Origin of the sequence: Pseudomonas sp. AP19 (genome assembly GCF_001728855.1) — a bacterium.
Taxonomy (GTDB): Bacteria; Pseudomonadota; Gammaproteobacteria; order Pseudomonadales; family Pseudomonadaceae; genus Aquipseudomonas; species Aquipseudomonas fluorescens.
In genome coordinates, this window is sequence record NZ_LXJP01000015.1 from 41,428 (window position 1) to 56,145 (window position 14,718).

19 protein-coding genes are annotated in these 14,718 nt (G+C 60.4%); 14 read left to right on the forward strand and 5 right to left on the reverse strand.

Features of this window, described 5'->3' with window-relative positions:
* Positions 1-20: 20 nt before the first annotated feature.
* The gene (gene galU / locus A7D21_RS13065) at positions 21-860 is read right to left on the reverse strand and encodes a UTP--glucose-1-phosphate uridylyltransferase GalU (protein WP_053255961.1); all 840 of its coding nucleotides are present in this window, start codon (positions 858-860) and stop codon (positions 21-23) included.
* A gap of 306 nt (positions 861-1,166) precedes the next feature.
* Here galU and A7D21_RS13070 point away from each other — a divergent pair, with 306 nt between their 5' ends.
* On the forward strand, positions 1,167-1,352 hold the full coding sequence (locus A7D21_RS13070; RefSeq protein WP_053255960.1) for a hypothetical protein: 186 nt from the start codon (positions 1,167-1,169) through the stop codon (positions 1,350-1,352).
* A 141-nt stretch (positions 1,353-1,493) separates the two neighbouring features.
* Entirely contained in the window at positions 1,494-1,778 is a 285-nt protein-coding gene (locus A7D21_RS13075) for a hypothetical protein (RefSeq protein ID WP_053255959.1), read from the forward strand.
* Positions 1,779-1,787: 9 nt separating this feature from the next.
* Here the strand turns inward: A7D21_RS13075 and A7D21_RS13080 are convergent, their stop codons facing one another.
* Both A7D21_RS13080 and A7D21_RS13085 read right to left on the reverse strand, forming a co-directional pair.
* Entirely contained in the window at positions 1,788-2,018 is a 231-nt protein-coding gene (locus A7D21_RS13080; RefSeq protein WP_053255958.1) for a hypothetical protein, read from the reverse strand.
* Positions 2,019-2,229: 211 nt separating this feature from the next.
* The gene (locus A7D21_RS13085; protein ID WP_053255957.1) at positions 2,230-2,580 is read right to left on the reverse strand and encodes a hypothetical protein; all 351 of its coding nucleotides are present in this window, start codon (positions 2,578-2,580) and stop codon (positions 2,230-2,232) included.
* Positions 2,581-2,792: 212 nt separating this feature from the next.
* Here A7D21_RS13085 and A7D21_RS13090 point away from each other — a divergent pair, with 212 nt between their 5' ends.
* From A7D21_RS13090 to ada, 4 genes are all read left to right on the forward strand, one after another.
* Complete coding sequence (locus A7D21_RS13090; protein ID WP_003173824.1) at positions 2,793-3,095, forward strand: DUF1883 domain-containing protein; 303 nt, start codon at positions 2,793-2,795, stop codon at positions 3,093-3,095.
* A 26-nt stretch (positions 3,096-3,121) separates the two neighbouring features.
* Positions 3,122-3,289 (forward strand): hypothetical protein, encoded by a 168-nt coding sequence (locus A7D21_RS35780; RefSeq protein ID WP_096236871.1) that lies wholly within the window; start codon positions 3,122-3,124, stop codon positions 3,287-3,289.
* Positions 3,290-3,292: 3 nt separating this feature from the next.
* Positions 3,293-3,958: a DNA oxidative demethylase AlkB gene (alkB, locus tag A7D21_RS13095; protein ID WP_053255956.1), complete on the forward strand. Its 666-nt coding sequence runs from the start codon at positions 3,293-3,295 to the stop codon at positions 3,956-3,958.
* A gap of 75 nt (positions 3,959-4,033) precedes the next feature.
* Positions 4,034-5,077, forward strand: coding sequence for a bifunctional DNA-binding transcriptional regulator/O6-methylguanine-DNA methyltransferase Ada (ada, locus tag A7D21_RS13100; protein ID WP_069551878.1), 1,044 nt, complete (start codon positions 4,034-4,036; stop codon positions 5,075-5,077).
* Positions 5,078-5,081: 4 nt separating this feature from the next.
* Here the strand turns inward: ada and A7D21_RS13105 are convergent, their stop codons facing one another.
* Positions 5,082-5,543, reverse strand: a complete 462-nt coding sequence (locus A7D21_RS13105) for a GyrI-like domain-containing protein (protein WP_053255954.1) — start codon at positions 5,541-5,543, stop codon at positions 5,082-5,084.
* A 12-nt stretch (positions 5,544-5,555) separates the two neighbouring features.
* Positions 5,556-6,149: a CGNR zinc finger domain-containing protein gene (locus tag A7D21_RS13110; RefSeq protein WP_069551879.1), complete on the reverse strand. Its 594-nt coding sequence runs from the start codon at positions 6,147-6,149 to the stop codon at positions 5,556-5,558.
* 172 nt (positions 6,150-6,321) lie between these two features.
* Here A7D21_RS13110 and A7D21_RS13115 point away from each other — a divergent pair, with 172 nt between their 5' ends.
* From A7D21_RS13115 to A7D21_RS13150, 8 genes are all read left to right on the forward strand, one after another.
* A complete protein-coding gene (locus A7D21_RS13115) occupies positions 6,322-7,200 on the forward strand; it encodes an alpha/beta fold hydrolase (RefSeq protein WP_069551880.1) in 879 nt (292 codons plus the stop codon).
* A 109-nt stretch (positions 7,201-7,309) separates the two neighbouring features.
* Positions 7,310-8,374 carry a nitronate monooxygenase family protein gene (locus A7D21_RS13120; RefSeq protein WP_053255951.1) on the forward strand — a complete coding sequence of 355 codons (1,065 nt, stop codon included), beginning with the start codon at positions 7,310-7,312 and terminating at the stop codon, positions 8,372-8,374.
* 114 nt (positions 8,375-8,488) lie between these two features.
* A complete protein-coding gene (gene modA, locus A7D21_RS13125) occupies positions 8,489-9,262 on the forward strand; it encodes a molybdate ABC transporter substrate-binding protein (protein WP_069551881.1) in 774 nt (257 codons plus the stop codon).
* Position 9,263: 1 nt separating this feature from the next.
* The gene (gene modB, locus A7D21_RS13130; protein ID WP_053255949.1) at positions 9,264-9,944 is read left to right on the forward strand and encodes a molybdate ABC transporter permease subunit; all 681 of its coding nucleotides are present in this window, start codon (positions 9,264-9,266) and stop codon (positions 9,942-9,944) included.
* A gap of 3 nt (positions 9,945-9,947) precedes the next feature.
* Positions 9,948-11,027: a molybdenum ABC transporter ATP-binding protein gene (gene modC / locus A7D21_RS13135; protein WP_069551882.1), complete on the forward strand. Its 1,080-nt coding sequence runs from the start codon at positions 9,948-9,950 to the stop codon at positions 11,025-11,027.
* 74 nt (positions 11,028-11,101) lie between these two features.
* Complete coding sequence (locus tag A7D21_RS13140; protein ID WP_069551883.1) at positions 11,102-12,151, forward strand: DNA topoisomerase IB; 1,050 nt, start codon at positions 11,102-11,104, stop codon at positions 12,149-12,151.
* 124 nt (positions 12,152-12,275) lie between these two features.
* The gene (locus tag A7D21_RS13145; RefSeq protein WP_069551884.1) at positions 12,276-13,910 is read left to right on the forward strand and encodes an ABC-F family ATP-binding cassette domain-containing protein; all 1,635 of its coding nucleotides are present in this window, start codon (positions 12,276-12,278) and stop codon (positions 13,908-13,910) included.
* Positions 13,911-13,979: 69 nt separating this feature from the next.
* Entirely contained in the window at positions 13,980-14,684 is a 705-nt protein-coding gene (locus A7D21_RS13150) for a YoaK family protein (protein WP_053255945.1), read from the forward strand.
* The last annotated feature ends 34 nt before the right edge of the window (positions 14,685-14,718 follow it).

The following is a 14,718-nucleotide window of genomic DNA, read 5'->3' on the forward strand; positions in this document are numbered from 1 at the left end:
ACAGGTCAGGCAACCGTGAATCAGTAAGCCTTGCCAGTTTTGTAGAAGTGCTCATAGCAGAAGTTGGTCGCCTCGATGTAGCCTTCAGCGCCACCGCAGTCGAAACGACGGCCTTTGAACTTGTAGGCAATTACGCAGCCGTCTTTGGCTTGCTTCAACAGAGCGTCAGTGATCTGGATCTCGCCGCCCTTGCCTGGCTCGGTTTCTTCGATCAATTTGAAGATGTCCGGGGTCAGGATGTAACGGCCAATGATAGCCAGGTTCGAAGGTGCATCTTCCGGCGCTGGCTTTTCAACCATGTCACGCACACGAATCAGGCCATCACCAATGTCGTCGCCAGCGATTACGCCGTACTTGTTGGTTTCCAGAGGATCGACCTCTTGAACTGCAACGATGGTGCAGCGGTATTTCTGGTACAGCTTGACCATCTGGGTCAGTACGCCGTCGCCTTCCAGATTGACGCACAGGTCATCCGCCAGTACCACAGCGAACGGTTCGTCACCGATCAGTGGGCGCCCGGTCAGGATCGCGTGGCCGAGGCCTTTCATCTGGGTTTGACGGGTGTACGAGAACGAGCACTCGTCGAGCAATTTACGGATACCGACCAGGTATTTTTCCTTGTCGGTGCCCTTGATCTGGTTTTCCAGCTCGTAGCTGATGTCGAAGTGGTCTTCCAGCGCGCGCTTACCACGGCCGGTAACGATGGAAATTTCGTTCAGACCGGCATCCAGTGCCTCTTCGACGCCGTACTGAATCAGTGGCTTGTTCACCACCGGCAGCATCTCTTTAGGCATGGCTTTGGTCGCTGGCAAGAAGCGAGTGCCGTAACCGGCTGCTGGGAACAAGCATTTCTTGATCATATGAGTCCTTACAAAGGGCTGTGCGTACGGAATTCGGCGCAGTCTAATGAGGCCGCAGTCACCTTACAATGGGTCCTGCTGGCGTTGCGATGTCAACATAGAGAAAAAATGTGCGCGTAAGTTCCGCTGATCCTACAAGGGCGTTACCAACGGCACGACAAACCACGCCTTGACCCCTTTGATTAAGAGGGCTGTCAATGTTTTAGCACGCTTTTCGACGCAAGGCACTGACCTGCAACAACTTGCCCGCTCCCAGGGCGTTTGGCGCTATCATTACGCACTTGAACCACACCACGAGATTGATAGATGTCAGAACCCAAAGGCGTAAACGGCTACCTGATCACAAAGCGAGCGGACGGCTGGCACCTGATCAACTTCCACGGTGACAGCGTCGCCGGGGCATTTGCGACCGAAAGCCAGGCTGTTGCAGTCGCCGAGGTGTTCGTGGATGAAGCTGGCCACGCGTCGAGCAAAAGACCCAAGGGCAAGTAAGCCCTGGCCTTTTGCAAAAAGCCCCGATGATCGGGGCTTTTTTGTGATTGGCTGTACCTAGGTGGCAGTTCGCTATAATCTTGCGCAAACGCCCCACGACAGTGTCAGCGCCCCTCCAACACCCTCGACGACGATTCCACTATGAACAAGATTCTGGCACTGCCTGCACTACTGGCGCTGATGGCCGGCTGCACCACCACTTCCGATACTTACCTGAAAAATGGCGAGCAAGGCCTGACCATCGACTGCTCGGGCGAGGCCAACTCGTGGGCCAGTTGCTACGAAAAAGCCGATGCTTCCTGCGCCGGCACCGGCTACCGCATCGTCGGCACCGAAGGCACGCCTGCGTTGAAGGAAAGCGACAAGACCCTTGGCAAAGACGTGGGTAACTTCAAGAGCCGCAGCGTGGTTGTCGTTTGCAAGTAAGCCTGAGGGCTACAGGTGAATTTCTGCGAACTTGATGCCAAGGCCGCGCAGGATTTCTATCAGGTCATCCAGGCGCGCAAATGATTCGACTTCATCGTGCTCATCCACCAAGAAATAACTACGACCGCCGCTTTTCTTGAAGAACACGATCCACTCGCCCAGGTCGGCAGGATTCTGGATGACATGGGTGGCCGAGATTTCGCCCTCGGCATGGCGGGCTGTGACATGTTCACGTTTCATGACGATTTCCAGAAAAGACAAATGCCGCGCATTCTCAAGGCTTGCGCGGTATTTTTTTGGATTGGATAACCAACAGTTTAACGGATCTGCAAACCCCAGGGTAATGATCCTTTGTCGACGACACCTGACATCAACGCCAAAAAAAACCTGATGCCACTATCGCAGCGTCAGGCTTTTTTATCGGATTCAACGGCGTGGGTGAGCCTGAGGCTCAGCCGGAAATACACGCCTCAGCGGCTTTCTTGATATCACCCGGGCGGATCGGGACATTGGACATGCTCTCGTAGAGCTTGATGCTGCTGCCGCTGGAGCGATCTTCAATCTCGAAGATTGCCGAAGGGTCGGCCGAGAATTTCTGCGGCACAATCACCTGTATACCATCCTTATGGGGCTCGATCTGCGGCGGGCGACGGGTGTCGGCCAGCTTGCGCACCACACAGGCGGCATATTCCGGCGGTTTTTTCCCGGAAATCACCACCAACGTTGGCGGGGTCTGCTTGATATCTGCAACCGAAGCACATCCACCTATCGCCAAGGCCAGAACCAACACACTCCACTTCATACTAAAACCTCCGATAAAGACCCTACGACAGCTTAGAGAGTAAATTTCTCCCGCCAATGTAGGATTTATCTCTGAAAACTCGGTAAATAACTGTTTTAAATTGTCGAAGTCGTCGACGACGACCCGATAATAAACGCGCTGGGGCTGATAAACTCTATCTTAACCTACGTATCATTCTGATTTTTCAGAAAAAGCCCTTCTGGAGACACCCCATGAAATTCATCCACCAGCGCGAGCACCTCAACGAGGGCGACATCGTTGTCATCGAATGCTCGCAGACCTGCAATATTCGCCTGATGAGCGATGCCAATTTTCGCAGCTTCAAGAACGGCGGCCGCCACACCTACCACGGCGGTGCGTTCGACAAATTCCCGGCGAAAATTACCGCGCCCAGCACCGGTTTCTGGAACATCACCCTGGACGTGGTGACACGTCGCGCCATCAGCGTTACCCGTAAACCCGCGTTGTCCCACAAGATCCGCATCGTTCGTCGCACCAGCACCAAACTGAGCTGAGCCGAACCCTCGACAGGAAACAAGCTGTGACCACCACGACCAAATACGTCATCAAGTACAAGCTCAACGGCGAACGTCGCTTTGAGTTCGCGCAATTGCACACCAACAGTGTCGAAGAGGCCAAGCAAGCCCTGGCGAAAATCCACGATGCCAGTGACGAAATCACTGACATCAACGTGAGTAAGGCGCTGTAAGCCATGCCTGGGCCGACTGCCGACCTGTTCGCCGAGGATGCGTTGCAGCAACCTGCGCGGCGCGAACAGATTGGCGAAGAGTCCTACGTACTGAGGGGCTATGCCCTGCCCTGGATTGAGCGCCTGCTGCCTGAGCTTCGCCAGGTGCTGGCCCAAGCGCCGTTTCGGAAAATGGTCACGCCCGGCGGCTTTACCATGTCAGCGGCGCTGAGCAGTTGCGGCGCACTGGGCTGGACCACCGACACGTCCGGCTATCGCTACAGCCCCCTCGACCCGCGCAGCCAACACCCCTGGCCAGCCATGCCCAGCGCGCTGCGCCAACTCGCCACACGTGCGGCAGCCGAGGCCGGCTTCAGCGCGTTTTCCCCGGATGCCTGCCTGATCAACCGCTATGTGCCTGGGGCCAAGATGTCCCTGCATCAGGATAAAAACGAGCGCAACTACGACGCCCCGGTGGTTTCTGTGTCGCTGGGCCTGCCGGCGATTTTCCTGTTCGGCGGCGCTGAGCGCAGCAGCAAGCCCCAGAAGATCGCCTTGTTCCACGGTGATATCGTGGTCTGGGGCGGCGTTGATCGCTTGCGTTTTCATGGGGTGATGCCGATCAAGGACGGCGTGCACCCGATCATGGGCCCACAACGCATCAACCTGACCTTTCGTACCGCCGGCTGATTTGACCGCAAGCTTCGGAGTGCCGAGTATCCCCGCAGCGGCTAATCTGCCCGTGATCCGTCAAGAGTGCAGGCCATGAACAACGAACATGACCCACGCTGGGCCGCCATCATCGCCCGCGATGCCAAGGCAGACACGCTGTTTGTCTACGGCGTAAAAACCACAGGCGTGTATTGCCGCCCCAGCAGCGCCTCGCGTTTGCCACGCCCGCAAAACATCGAATTCTTCGACACCCCCAAGCAAGCCGAGGCTGCCGGTTATCGCCCGAGCAAGCGCGCCGCCGGTGACCAGACCCAACTGGCTGCGCACCATGCGCACTTGGTGGCGACGGCGTGCCGGTACATAGAACAGGCCGAAACGCCGCCCAGCCTGGATGAAGTCGCCCGTCTGGCCGGGCTGAGCGCCTTTCATTTCCACCGCGTATTCAAAGCCATCACCGGCCTCACCCCCAAGGGATACGCCAGCGCCCTGCGCGCGCGCAAAATACGCGACGGCCTCTTGAACGAGCACTCGGTCACTGACGCGCTGTATGACGCAGGCTTCAACTCCAACAGCCGCTTTTACGAGTCCGCCGATCAATTACTGGGCATGACGCCGACGGATTACCGGGCCGGCGGCACTAACAGCGAGATTCGCTTTGCCGTCGGCCAGTGTTCACTGGGCGCGATTCTGGTGGCACAGAGCCAACGCGGCGTGTGTGCGATTTTGCTGGGGGATGACCCGGACAAACTGGTGCGAGACCTGCAGGATCAATTTGCGCAGGCACAATTGGTGGGCGCGGACCGCCACTTCGAACAGCTGATTGCCCAGGTCGTGGGCTTTATCGAAGCGCCTGCGCTGGGGTTGGATTTGCCGCTGGACTTACGCGGTACCGCCTTTCAGGAGCGAGTATGGCGGGCGCTGCGCGATATTCCGCTGGGCAGCACCGCCAGTTATGCGCAGATTGCCGAGCGTATCGGCGCCCCCAAATCCTTTCGCGCCGTGGCCCAGGCCTGTGGCGCCAACTGCCTGGCGGTGGCGATTCCCTGCCATCGCGTGGTACGCAGCGACGGCGAGCTGTCGGGCTACCGCTGGGGCGTAGCGCGCAAGCGGCAGTTGCTGGAGCGCGAACGCCAGTAATGGCCTAGCGGATGCCGATATAAATTCGCGCCACTTCGTCTGCCTGATAGACCTCGAAGTCAGTGACAAACGCCCGCGACTCGACACCCGGTTTTTCGAAATAAGCCCAGACCTGTTGCCAGGTGGCAATGATTGCGTCCGGCATTGGCCCGCGCGCCTCAAACACCAAATACCGGCCCGGCTCGATCACCAGGCTTTCAAAGCCTTGCGCCGCTGCGGTGGAGGCAACACCCGCCATCACATCAAAAAAACCACTCGCATCCGACTCATAGCCGCTGTACACCCCGTACACCGGCGAGTCGGGGTGCTTGCCCGGAATTGCCTGGTAAAGCCCCTGCTCAAAAAACCGTTGCCACAGCGGGCCGATTTTCGCGCTCGCGGGCAGCATTTCATCGGCATTGCGGGTCCGCACTTGCAAGCCCGAGACCCTGGTTGCTGCCACGACCTGTTCCTTGATTGCTGGCAAAGCCCTCTCCTTTCAACGCTGCAATTGACGTTTACGGAATTCGGCGACTTTATGCCGGTTACCGCACAAGGCCATGCTGCACCAGCGACGCTTATGGGCCTTGGTCCGATCATAAAACCACAGCACGCATTCCGGATGCTCGCACCGCCGGATCAAATTGAAATCGCCGGCCACCAATAAATTAGCTGCAGCTTCGGCAATCGGCGACAAAAATTGCTCTGCCGTCTGCGATTTGCGTTGACGCTCCAACAGCGGCGCCCCGGACGCCGGCCAGACCAGCTGTGGATGGCTGACTGCCTTGCGCAAAAAACTGTTGAGCGCCGTGGGATTGCCGAGCTGACCGAGCTTGCGCGTCACGACGAGGTCACGGACCACCTCGCGCAACTCACGTGCGGCGGCGAGCAAGGCGCCCGCTTCAAACGCAGGCATGGCCGCTGGCTGAACCCACTCCAAACGCACTAACCAACGCTGGACGTCAGCGTCGGTCTGCCAGAAATCCCACGGCATGCCATCGATATTCGCCAGGGTATTGAGCATGTCCAACACCGGGTCATCGGCAAGCACATAGGGTTCCAAGGGTGCCGCTGGGGGCGTAGGGATGGCCATGATTCGTCCTCGTGTTCATCGCGCAATCGTAACCACTATTTTTGTGCATGGGTAGTTACATTCGACAAACAGCTAACCTGAAATATTAATTTGACAGGTTACATAATTCAGCGCAGCGTTTAAATGGTAACCCGTAATAACCACTAAACCAGTTACATAAGGTATGCCTGCCATGTCGATCAAAGCCCCTGTCGTTCGCTACCATCACGTCGATGCCGATGGTGTGCGCGTGTTCTACCGTGAAGCCGGCGACCCGGCCGCACCGGTGATATTGCTGCTGCACGGCTTTCCCAGCTCCTCGCACATGTACCGCGACCTGATCCCGCTGCTCGCCACACGCTTCAGGGTTATCGCGCCCGACTTGCCGGGCTTCGGCTTCACCGAAATACCTGCCGAGCGCGCTTACCACTACAGCTTCGATAACCTGGCGGTGACTGTCGGGCATTTCGTCGATGCGCTGAAGCTGTCCCGCTACGCGCTGTACGTGTTCGATTACGGCGCACCGGTAGGCCTGCGGCTGGCCGTGGCGCACCCAGAACGGGTCAGTGCGCTGATCTCGCAAAACGGCAACGCTTACCTGGAAGGCTTGGGCGATGCCTGGGCACCGATCCGGGCCTATTGGGCCGAGCCGAGCCAGGCCAACCGGGACGTGATCCGCACAGCGGTGATCAGCCTGGACGGCACGCGCTACCAGTACCTGCACGGCGTGAGTGAACCGCAACGGGTTGCGCCCGAGTCCTACATGCTGGATGCGCTGTTGATGCAGCGCCCCGGCAACGCCGAGATTCAGCTGGACCTGTTCCTCGATTACCGCAACAACCTCACGCTCTATCCGGCTTTCCAAGCGTTCTTCAAAGCCAGCCAGGTACCCACCCTGGTGATCTGGGGCCAGCACGATCCGTTCTTCATCCCGCCCGGCGCCCTTGCCTACAAAAGGGATAACGCGAATGCCGTGGTCGAGCTGCTCGACACCGGCCACTTCGCTCTGGAAACCCACGCAGTGCTTATCGCTGAGCGCATTCATGCGGTGCTGGGCGAGGCGATTGACTGAAGTCGCTACACGAAATCTCGGCTTCGTCCAGTGAATAAAACAGACTGGCCGGGTGCCAAGGGCCCTGCTAAAACAGCGAAAAGACCGACGACTGCTGGAGACGCATCCCATGAGCACCTGGCCAGACACCCGAATCCTCGACCTGCTGGGCATTGAAGTGCCGATTATCCAGGCCCCAATGGCGGGTGCGACCACCACCGCCATGGTCATCGCGGCCAATCACGCAGGCGGGCTGGGCTCTGTGCCGGCGGCCGCGCTGAGTCTCGAGCAACTGCGTGAAGCCTTGAGCACCGTTCGCCAGGCAAGCTCGCGCCCGATTAACGTGAATTTCTTCTGCCATCAACCGCCCGCTGCGGATGCGGTGCGTGACCGCCACTGGAAGGCGTTGCTGGAACCTTATTACCGCGAACTCGGCGCCGATTTTGATGCGCCAACGCCCCTCTCCAACCGCGAGCCGTTCAGCGAGGCCACCTGCAAAGTGGTCGAGGAATTTCGTCCCGAGGTGGTGAGTTTTCACTTTGGCCTGCCCGAAAAAGCCTTGCTCGACCGGGTAAAAGCCACTGGGGCCAAGGTGCTGTCATCGGCCACTACCGTAGAAGAAGCCATCTGGCTGGAACAGCATGGCTGCGATGCAATTATTGCGATGGGGCTAGAGGCTGGCGGGCATCGTGGGTTGTTTCTCAGCGACGACCTCAATACCCAGATCGGGCTGATGGCACTGGTGCCGCAAATTGTCGACGCAGTGAGCGTGCCGGTGATTGCCGCTGGCGGAATGGGTGATGCGCGCGGGATTGTCGCGGCATTCGCCCTGGGCGCGTCAGCCGTCCAGATCGGCACCGCGTACCTGTTCACGCCGGAAGCCAACGTAACCGCCTCCCACCACTTTGCACTGCGTCATGCCCAGGCCAGCGAAACGGCGCTGACCAACCTGTTCACCGGCCGCCCGGCACGCGGGATCGTCAACCGCGTGATGCGTGAACTCGGCGCGATCAACCCGGCCGCGCCTGCCTTCCCGACCTCCGGCGGCGCCTTGATGCCCCTCAAGGCCAAGGATGAAGCGGGTTTCAGCAACCTGTGGTCAGGCCAGGCACTGCGCCTGGGTAAAGATCTCTCCACTTATGACCTGACGCGGCAGTTGGCGGAGCAGACCCTCGCCAAGCTCACGCGCGACTGACCTGTGAGGCAACGTTGCACTGTACCGGCAATGGCCAACCGCTATATATTCCCGTACATAGCGGTAGAGTCTTCCCCCTATAACAAGCCGTACACCGCCCAAAGGAGCTGCTTCATGATGATCCGCGCCTCACGCTTGGCCCCCACTGCCCTGGTAACCGTTATTGCCGCCCTTGCCTGCGGCTCGGCCCAAGCCGATGAAGTGCAGGTCGCCGTCGCCGCCAACTTCACCGCGCCGATCCAGGCGATCGCCGCCGACTTCGAAAAAGACACCGGCCACAAACTCGTTGCAGCCTACGGCGCCACCGGTCAGTTCTATACGCAGATCAAGAACGGCGCGCCGTTCGACGTGTTCCTCAGCGCTGACGACACCACCCCGCAAAAACTCGAAACCGAGGGCGACACGCTCAAAGGCTCGCGCTTCACCTACGCGGTCGGCACCCTGGCGCTGTGGTCGGCCAAAGAAGGTTATGTGGATGCCAAAGGCGACGTGCTGAAAAAGAATGCCTTCAAGCACCTCTCCATCGCCAACCCGAAAGCCGCTCCGTACGGCCTGGCCGCCACTCAAGTACTGGCTAAAGAAGGCTTGACCGACCAGGTCAAGGACAAGCTCGTCGAAGGCCAGAACATCACCCAGGCCTATCAATTCGTGTCCACCGGCAATGCTGAGTTGGGCTTTGTTGCCCTGTCGCAAATCTACAAAGACGGCAAACTCAGCAGCGGCTCGGCCTGGATCGTCCCGGCGGCCCTGCATGACCCGATCAAACAGGACGCCGTGATCCTCGCCAAAGGCAAAGACAACGCCGCCGCCAAGGCCCTGGTCGAGTACCTCAAGGGTCCGAAAGCCGCAGCGGTCATCAAGGCCTACGGTTACGAGTTGGCCAACTAAAATGCCGCTGTCGAGTGCCGATTTTTCCGCAATCTGGTTGACCATCAAACTGGCGTCACTGACCACCGTGATCCTGCTGGTCATCGGCACTCCGATTGCGCTGTGGCTGGCGCGCACCGGTTCGCGGTGGCGCGGCCCCATCGGTGCGATTGTCGCGTTACCGTTGGTGTTGCCACCGACGGTGATCGGTTTCTACCTGCTCTTGACCATGGGCCCCCATGGTTACTTCGGCCAGTTCACACAGTGGCTGGGCCTGGGCACCCTGACCTTCAGTTTTGCCGGGCTGGTGATTGGCTCGGTGATCTATTCCATGCCGTTTGTGGTGCAACCGTTGCAAAACGCCTTTTCTGCCATCGGCACTCGCCCACTGGAAGTGGCCGCAACGCTACGCGCCAATCCTTGGGATACGTTTTTCACGGTGATCCTGCCCCTCGCGCGCCCCGGGTTTATCACCGCGTCGATTCTCGGTTTCGCGCACACCGTCGGCGAGTTCGGTGTGGTGCTGATGATCGGCGGCAACATCCCGGATAAAACACGCGTGGTCTCGGTGCAGATCTACGACCACGTCGAAGCCATGGAATATGCCCAGGCCCATTGGCTGGCGGGCGCCATGGTGGTCTTCGCTTTCGTTGTGTTGCTGGCGCTCTATTCCAGCCGTAAAACCAAGATGGGCTGGAGCTGATCGATGATTGATGTACGCCTGAACCTGCACTATTCCGGCTTTGCGCTGGATGTCGACCTGCATGTGCCCGGCCGCGGCGTCACCGCGCTGTACGGGCATTCCGGCTCGGGCAAAACCACATGCCTGCGCTGTATCGCCGGGCTGGAGCGCGCTGAAGACGCGCGGGTCCAGGTCAACGGCGAGGTCTGGCAAGACAGTCGCCTGGGGCTGTTCGTGCCGCCGCACAAACGTGCCTTGGGCTATGTGTTCCAGGAAGCCAGCCTGTTTCCCCATCTGTCGGTACGGGCCAATCTGGAGTTCGGCTTCAAGCGCATCTCACGCAAGCTGCGCCGTGTGGACATGGCTCACGCGACCGAGCTGCTGGGCATCGGCCACCTGCTCGAGCGCCACCCGCAGCATTTGTCCGGCGGCGAGCGCCAGCGCATCGGCATCGCCCGCGCATTGCTCACCAGTCCCCAATTGTTGTTGATGGATGAACCGCTGGCGGCGCTGGACAGCCAACGCAAAAGCGAGATCCTGCCGTACCTCGAACGCCTGCACGACGAACTGGAAATCCCCCTGCTGTACGTCAGCCATGCCCAGGACGAAGTGGCACGGCTGGCCGATCACATTGTGTTGCTCAGCGACGGCAAGGCCCTGGCCAGCGGCCCCATCGGCGAGACCCTGGCGCGCCTGGATTTGCCCCTGGCCCTGGGCGATGACGCCGGCGTGGTCATCAATGGCAGCGTCAGCGCCTATGACGCGCACTATCAATTACTTACCCTGCAATTGCCCCACAGTGCGTTGTGCATGCGCGTGGCCCATACACCTCTGGCGTTGGGCAAACAGCTGCGAATCAAAGTGCAAGCGCGCGACGTCAGCCTGAGCCTGCAGGCGCAAGAGCACAGCAGCATCCTCAACCGCCTGCCGGTGACGGTCACTGAGGAGATGTCGGCGGATAACAGCGCCCATGTGCTGGTGCGCCTGGATGCTGCGGGTACGCCGCTGTTGGCGCGCATTACGCGCTTCTCCCGCGACCAGTTGCAAGTGCATCCCGGCCAGACCCTGTGGGCGCAAATCAAGGCGGTGGCGGTACTCGCATAACTTTTTTGCACGCGCGCAAAACCCTGCGGTCAATCAGTCATACCGGCCTGATCCGTTGCCAAGGAATTTGCACGATGCCCGACTCCGCCCCGACTGCCGAGCTGCCCCGCGACCTGCATTACGTTGACGACACGCAGCCCGGCATTCGCCGTAAAAAGCTGCGCGGCAAGTTCCAGTATGTCGACGCCAAAGGCCAACGCATCACCGATGCCGAGGAAATCAAACGCCTGAATGCCCTGGCCGTGCCGCCGGCCTACACCGACGTGTGGATCTGCGCCGACCCGCGTGGCCATCTGCAAGCGACCGGCCGCGATGCGCGCGGTCGTAAACAGTACCGCTACCACACGCGCTGGCGAGAGGTGCGCGACACCGACAAGTATTCGCGGCTGCAGGAATTCGGCAATGCCCTACCCAAACTGCGCAAGCAACTGGAGGCGCAAATTGCCGCCCCAGGTTTCACGCGCGAGAAAGTCCTTGCCACGGTGGTGATGCTGCTGGATGCGACGCTGATCCGTGTCGGCAACACCCAGTACGCCCGCGACAACAAATCCTATGGGCTGACCACCCTGCGCAACCGCCATGTGGACGTCAAGGGCAGCGAAATCCAGTTCCAGTTTCGCGGCAAGAGCGGCGTCGAGCATCAGATCAGCGTCAAGGACCGACGCCTGGCCACGGTGGTCAAGCGCTGCCTGGAATTGCCGGGGCAGAACCTGTTTCAGTACCTGGACGAAGCCGGCGAGCGCCACACGGTCAGCTCCCACGACGTGAATGCGTATTTGCACAGCCTGACCGGCGCCGACTTTACCGCCAAGGACTATCGCACCTGGGCCGGCACCGCGATGGCACTGGCGGTGCTGCGGGAATTGGCGTGGCAACCGGAATCCGACGCCAAGCGGCATGTGGTAGCAATGGTCAAGGATGTCGCCAAGCAACTGGGCAACACCCCGGCCGTGTGTCGCAAGTGCTATATCCACCCGGCGGTGCTCGAGCATTTCAGCCTGGGCGAACTGTCCAGCTTGCCAAAACCGCGCAAGCGCACCGGCTTGAAAGCCGAGGAAGTTGCCTTGGCGATGTTCCTCGAACAACTGGCCGCTGACTTGCCGAAAAACGCCAAGGTGGGGTAGCCTTGGCGTCCCTTCTGACTCACGGGATGACCGCCGACGTGAACAACTAAGCCTTCCAAAATGTAGCTGCAATGAGCCGCCCGGCGCGCTTGTTGGCCTGTTCGACATTTTTTTGGAGGTGCTGATGACTGACGTCAAACGGCTGCCCGTACTCGTATCCCTGCAACACGTGAGCTTCCAGTTCGCCAATGGCGAAACCCTGCTGGAAGATTTGAACCTGTCGATTGATCACACGCCCACCGGGATTGTCGGCCGCAATGGTCGCGGCAAAAGTCTCTTGGCGAAGTTGATCGCCGGGGCGCTGACGCCCTCCTCCGGCACCCTCGACCGTAAGGCCCGCGTGGCGTACGTGGCGCAAACCCCGGAGATTGAAACGGGCGCAAGCATCGCCGGTTTCACCCGTACGGCCGAGGCCCTGGCCGCGCTTGCGCGCATGGCCAGGGGCACGCCCCAGGCCAATGACCTCGAAGTGATCGACGATCGCTGGGACCTTGCCGAACGTCTGCGCGCCGCCCTTGATGCCGCCGGTTTGCAAGCACTCGGTTTTGATGCCCCGGCCGATCAATTGAGTGGCGGCCAACAGGCCCGGGTCGCCGTGATTGGTGCGCTGCTGGCGGCGCCGGATCTGCTGGTGCTGGATGAGCCCACTAACCACCTCGACAGCGCCGGCCGCGACTGGCTGCTGAACCGCCTCGCCGATTGGCGTGGTGGCCTGGTGGTGGTCAGCCATGATCGGCAGTTGCTCAACACCCTGGCGCGCATCGTCGAGCTTTCGCCCCTCGGCGCACGGGTGTACGGCGGCAACTATGATGCCTATCGCCTGCAACGCGACAGCGAACACCAGGCTGCGGTTGCGGCAGTTGAGCACGCGCGCCTGGCGCGCAGCCGCGAACGCAAGCGCCTGCAAAAGGATCACGACAGCCTGCAACGCAGTGCTGCCCGCGCGCGCAAACACGCCGAGACCGCCAATGTCTCGCGGTTTACCAAAGCCCGCTGGAAAGGCGCCGCCAAGGAAATCGTCAGCACGGTACGCAGCGCACATCATGCGTATAAAAACGAGCTTGATGGGCACGTGCGCGACGCCTACGAACGTGTTGTCGATGAAACACCTACCCTGCTTGCGCTGCCTGGCTCGGCACTGCCCAACGGCCGACACGTACTGACAGTGGAGAACGCCCAACTGCCATGGCTCGACCCACGGCAGCCGTCTGCCTACGTCACGCTTGACCTGTCGGGCCCGGTACGCGTGGCCGTGCGCGGCCCCAATGGTTGCGGCAAATCCACACTGCTCAAACTGCTGGCGGGCCAATCGCAGCCTGTCAGCGGCGACTGTGCGGTGCACGTGCCCTGCGCGTATATCGATCAACAGCTCGCGCTGCTGGACGACCAACGCTCCCTCGTAGAGCAACTCAACCTGCTCGACACGCCGCTGGCCGAAGCGCAGTTGCGCACACGCCTGGCTCTGCTGCAACTGGATGCGTTGCGCGTCACTCAACCCGTAGGCAGATTAAGTGGTGGCGAGCGTTTGAAGGCCGCGATGGCGATTGCCTTGTGGCGTGAAGTACCGGCGCAACTGCTACTACTGGACGAGCCGACCAACCATCTGGACCTGGAGTCGGTGCTGGCGTTTGAACAGGCGCTGCAAGGGTTTAGCGGCGCAATAGTCGCGGTGTCCCACGACGAAGCGTTTGTGCAGGCGATTCGGCCGACCCATCACTTGATCTGGCAGCCAGCGGGATGGCACCTGGAGTATGTCTGAGGTCATTGCATGCGCAATCAAAGCGCACTACGGTGGTGGCCGAATAATCTCACCGAGGAGCCCGGCCCCATGCTGCCTTCGTCCCAACGACTTTACGCCAGTGCCGCACTCGCCCATCGCCAACGCTGGCGCGGGCGCGTCGGCATGATGCTGGTGGCCAGCCTTTCCGTGCTGGCAGGCATGACCGATGCGATTGGCTTCATGGCCAGCGGTGATTTTGTCTCGTTCATGAGCGGTAACACCACGCGCCTGGCAGTGGCCATCAGCGCAGGTGACCTCGGCCTGACCGGGCGCTTGCTGTTGCTGGTGCTGGTGTTTGTGGTCGGCAACGCCTTGGGCGTGGTGGTCAGCCGGCTCAGTCGGCGGCATGCACTGCCGTTGCTGATGTGCATCGCCACCTTGTTGTGTGGCGCAGCCGTGTGGCCCTACGACAATGACTTGCCTGCGTTGCTGGCGGCGATTACGGCCATGGGCATGCTCAACGCCGCAGTGGAAGAGGTCAACGGCTTGCCGGTGGGCCTGACGTATGTGACGGGCGCGCTGTCCCGCTTTGGCCGCGGGCTCGGGCGCTGGATGCTCGGCGAGCGCCGCAACGGCTGGCGAGTGCAACTGGTGCCGTGGGCCGGGATGTTTGTGGGGGCGGTGATCGGCGCGGTGCTGGAGCATCAGCTTGGCCTCAAGGCGCTGCTGGTCAGTGGCGCATTGGCCGCGTTGCTGGGGTTGGTGTCACTGAAGATTCCCAGGCGCTGGCACCTGGGCTACATGCCACGCTAGGAAGACAGGAGGCTCGCCCGACGTTTCGGCCTCG

Coding starts and splice junctions, on each gene's coding strand:
- galU (WP_053255961.1), bottom strand. CDS start 860: ATGATCAAGAAATGCTTGTTCCCAGCAGCCGGTTACGGCACTCGCTTC.
- A7D21_RS13070 (WP_053255960.1), top strand. CDS start 1,167: ATGTCAGAACCCAAAGGCGTAAACGGCTACCTGATCACAAAGCGAGCG.
- A7D21_RS13075 (WP_053255959.1), top strand. CDS start 1,494: ATGAACAAGATTCTGGCACTGCCTGCACTACTGGCGCTGATGGCCGGC.
- A7D21_RS13080 (WP_053255958.1), bottom strand. CDS start 2,018: ATGAAACGTGAACATGTCACAGCCCGCCATGCCGAGGGCGAAATCTCG.
- A7D21_RS13085 (WP_053255957.1), bottom strand. CDS start 2,580: ATGAAGTGGAGTGTGTTGGTTCTGGCCTTGGCGATAGGTGGATGTGCT.
- A7D21_RS13090 (WP_003173824.1), top strand. CDS start 2,793: ATGAAATTCATCCACCAGCGCGAGCACCTCAACGAGGGCGACATCGTT.
- alkB (WP_053255956.1), top strand. CDS start 3,293: ATGCCTGGGCCGACTGCCGACCTGTTCGCCGAGGATGCGTTGCAGCAA.
- ada (WP_069551878.1), top strand. CDS start 4,034: ATGAACAACGAACATGACCCACGCTGGGCCGCCATCATCGCCCGCGAT.
- A7D21_RS13110 (WP_069551879.1), bottom strand. CDS start 6,149: ATGGCCATCCCTACGCCCCCAGCGGCACCCTTGGAACCCTATGTGCTT.
- A7D21_RS13115 (WP_069551880.1), top strand. CDS start 6,322: ATGTCGATCAAAGCCCCTGTCGTTCGCTACCATCACGTCGATGCCGAT.
- A7D21_RS13120 (WP_053255951.1), top strand. CDS start 7,310: ATGAGCACCTGGCCAGACACCCGAATCCTCGACCTGCTGGGCATTGAA.
- modA (WP_069551881.1), top strand. CDS start 8,489: ATGATGATCCGCGCCTCACGCTTGGCCCCCACTGCCCTGGTAACCGTT.
- modB (WP_053255949.1), top strand. CDS start 9,264: ATGCCGCTGTCGAGTGCCGATTTTTCCGCAATCTGGTTGACCATCAAA.
- modC (WP_069551882.1), top strand. CDS start 9,948: ATGATTGATGTACGCCTGAACCTGCACTATTCCGGCTTTGCGCTGGAT.
- A7D21_RS13140 (WP_069551883.1), top strand. CDS start 11,102: ATGCCCGACTCCGCCCCGACTGCCGAGCTGCCCCGCGACCTGCATTAC.
- A7D21_RS13145 (WP_069551884.1), top strand. CDS start 12,276: ATGACTGACGTCAAACGGCTGCCCGTACTCGTATCCCTGCAACACGTG.
- A7D21_RS13150 (WP_053255945.1), top strand. CDS start 13,980: ATGCTGCCTTCGTCCCAACGACTTTACGCCAGTGCCGCACTCGCCCAT.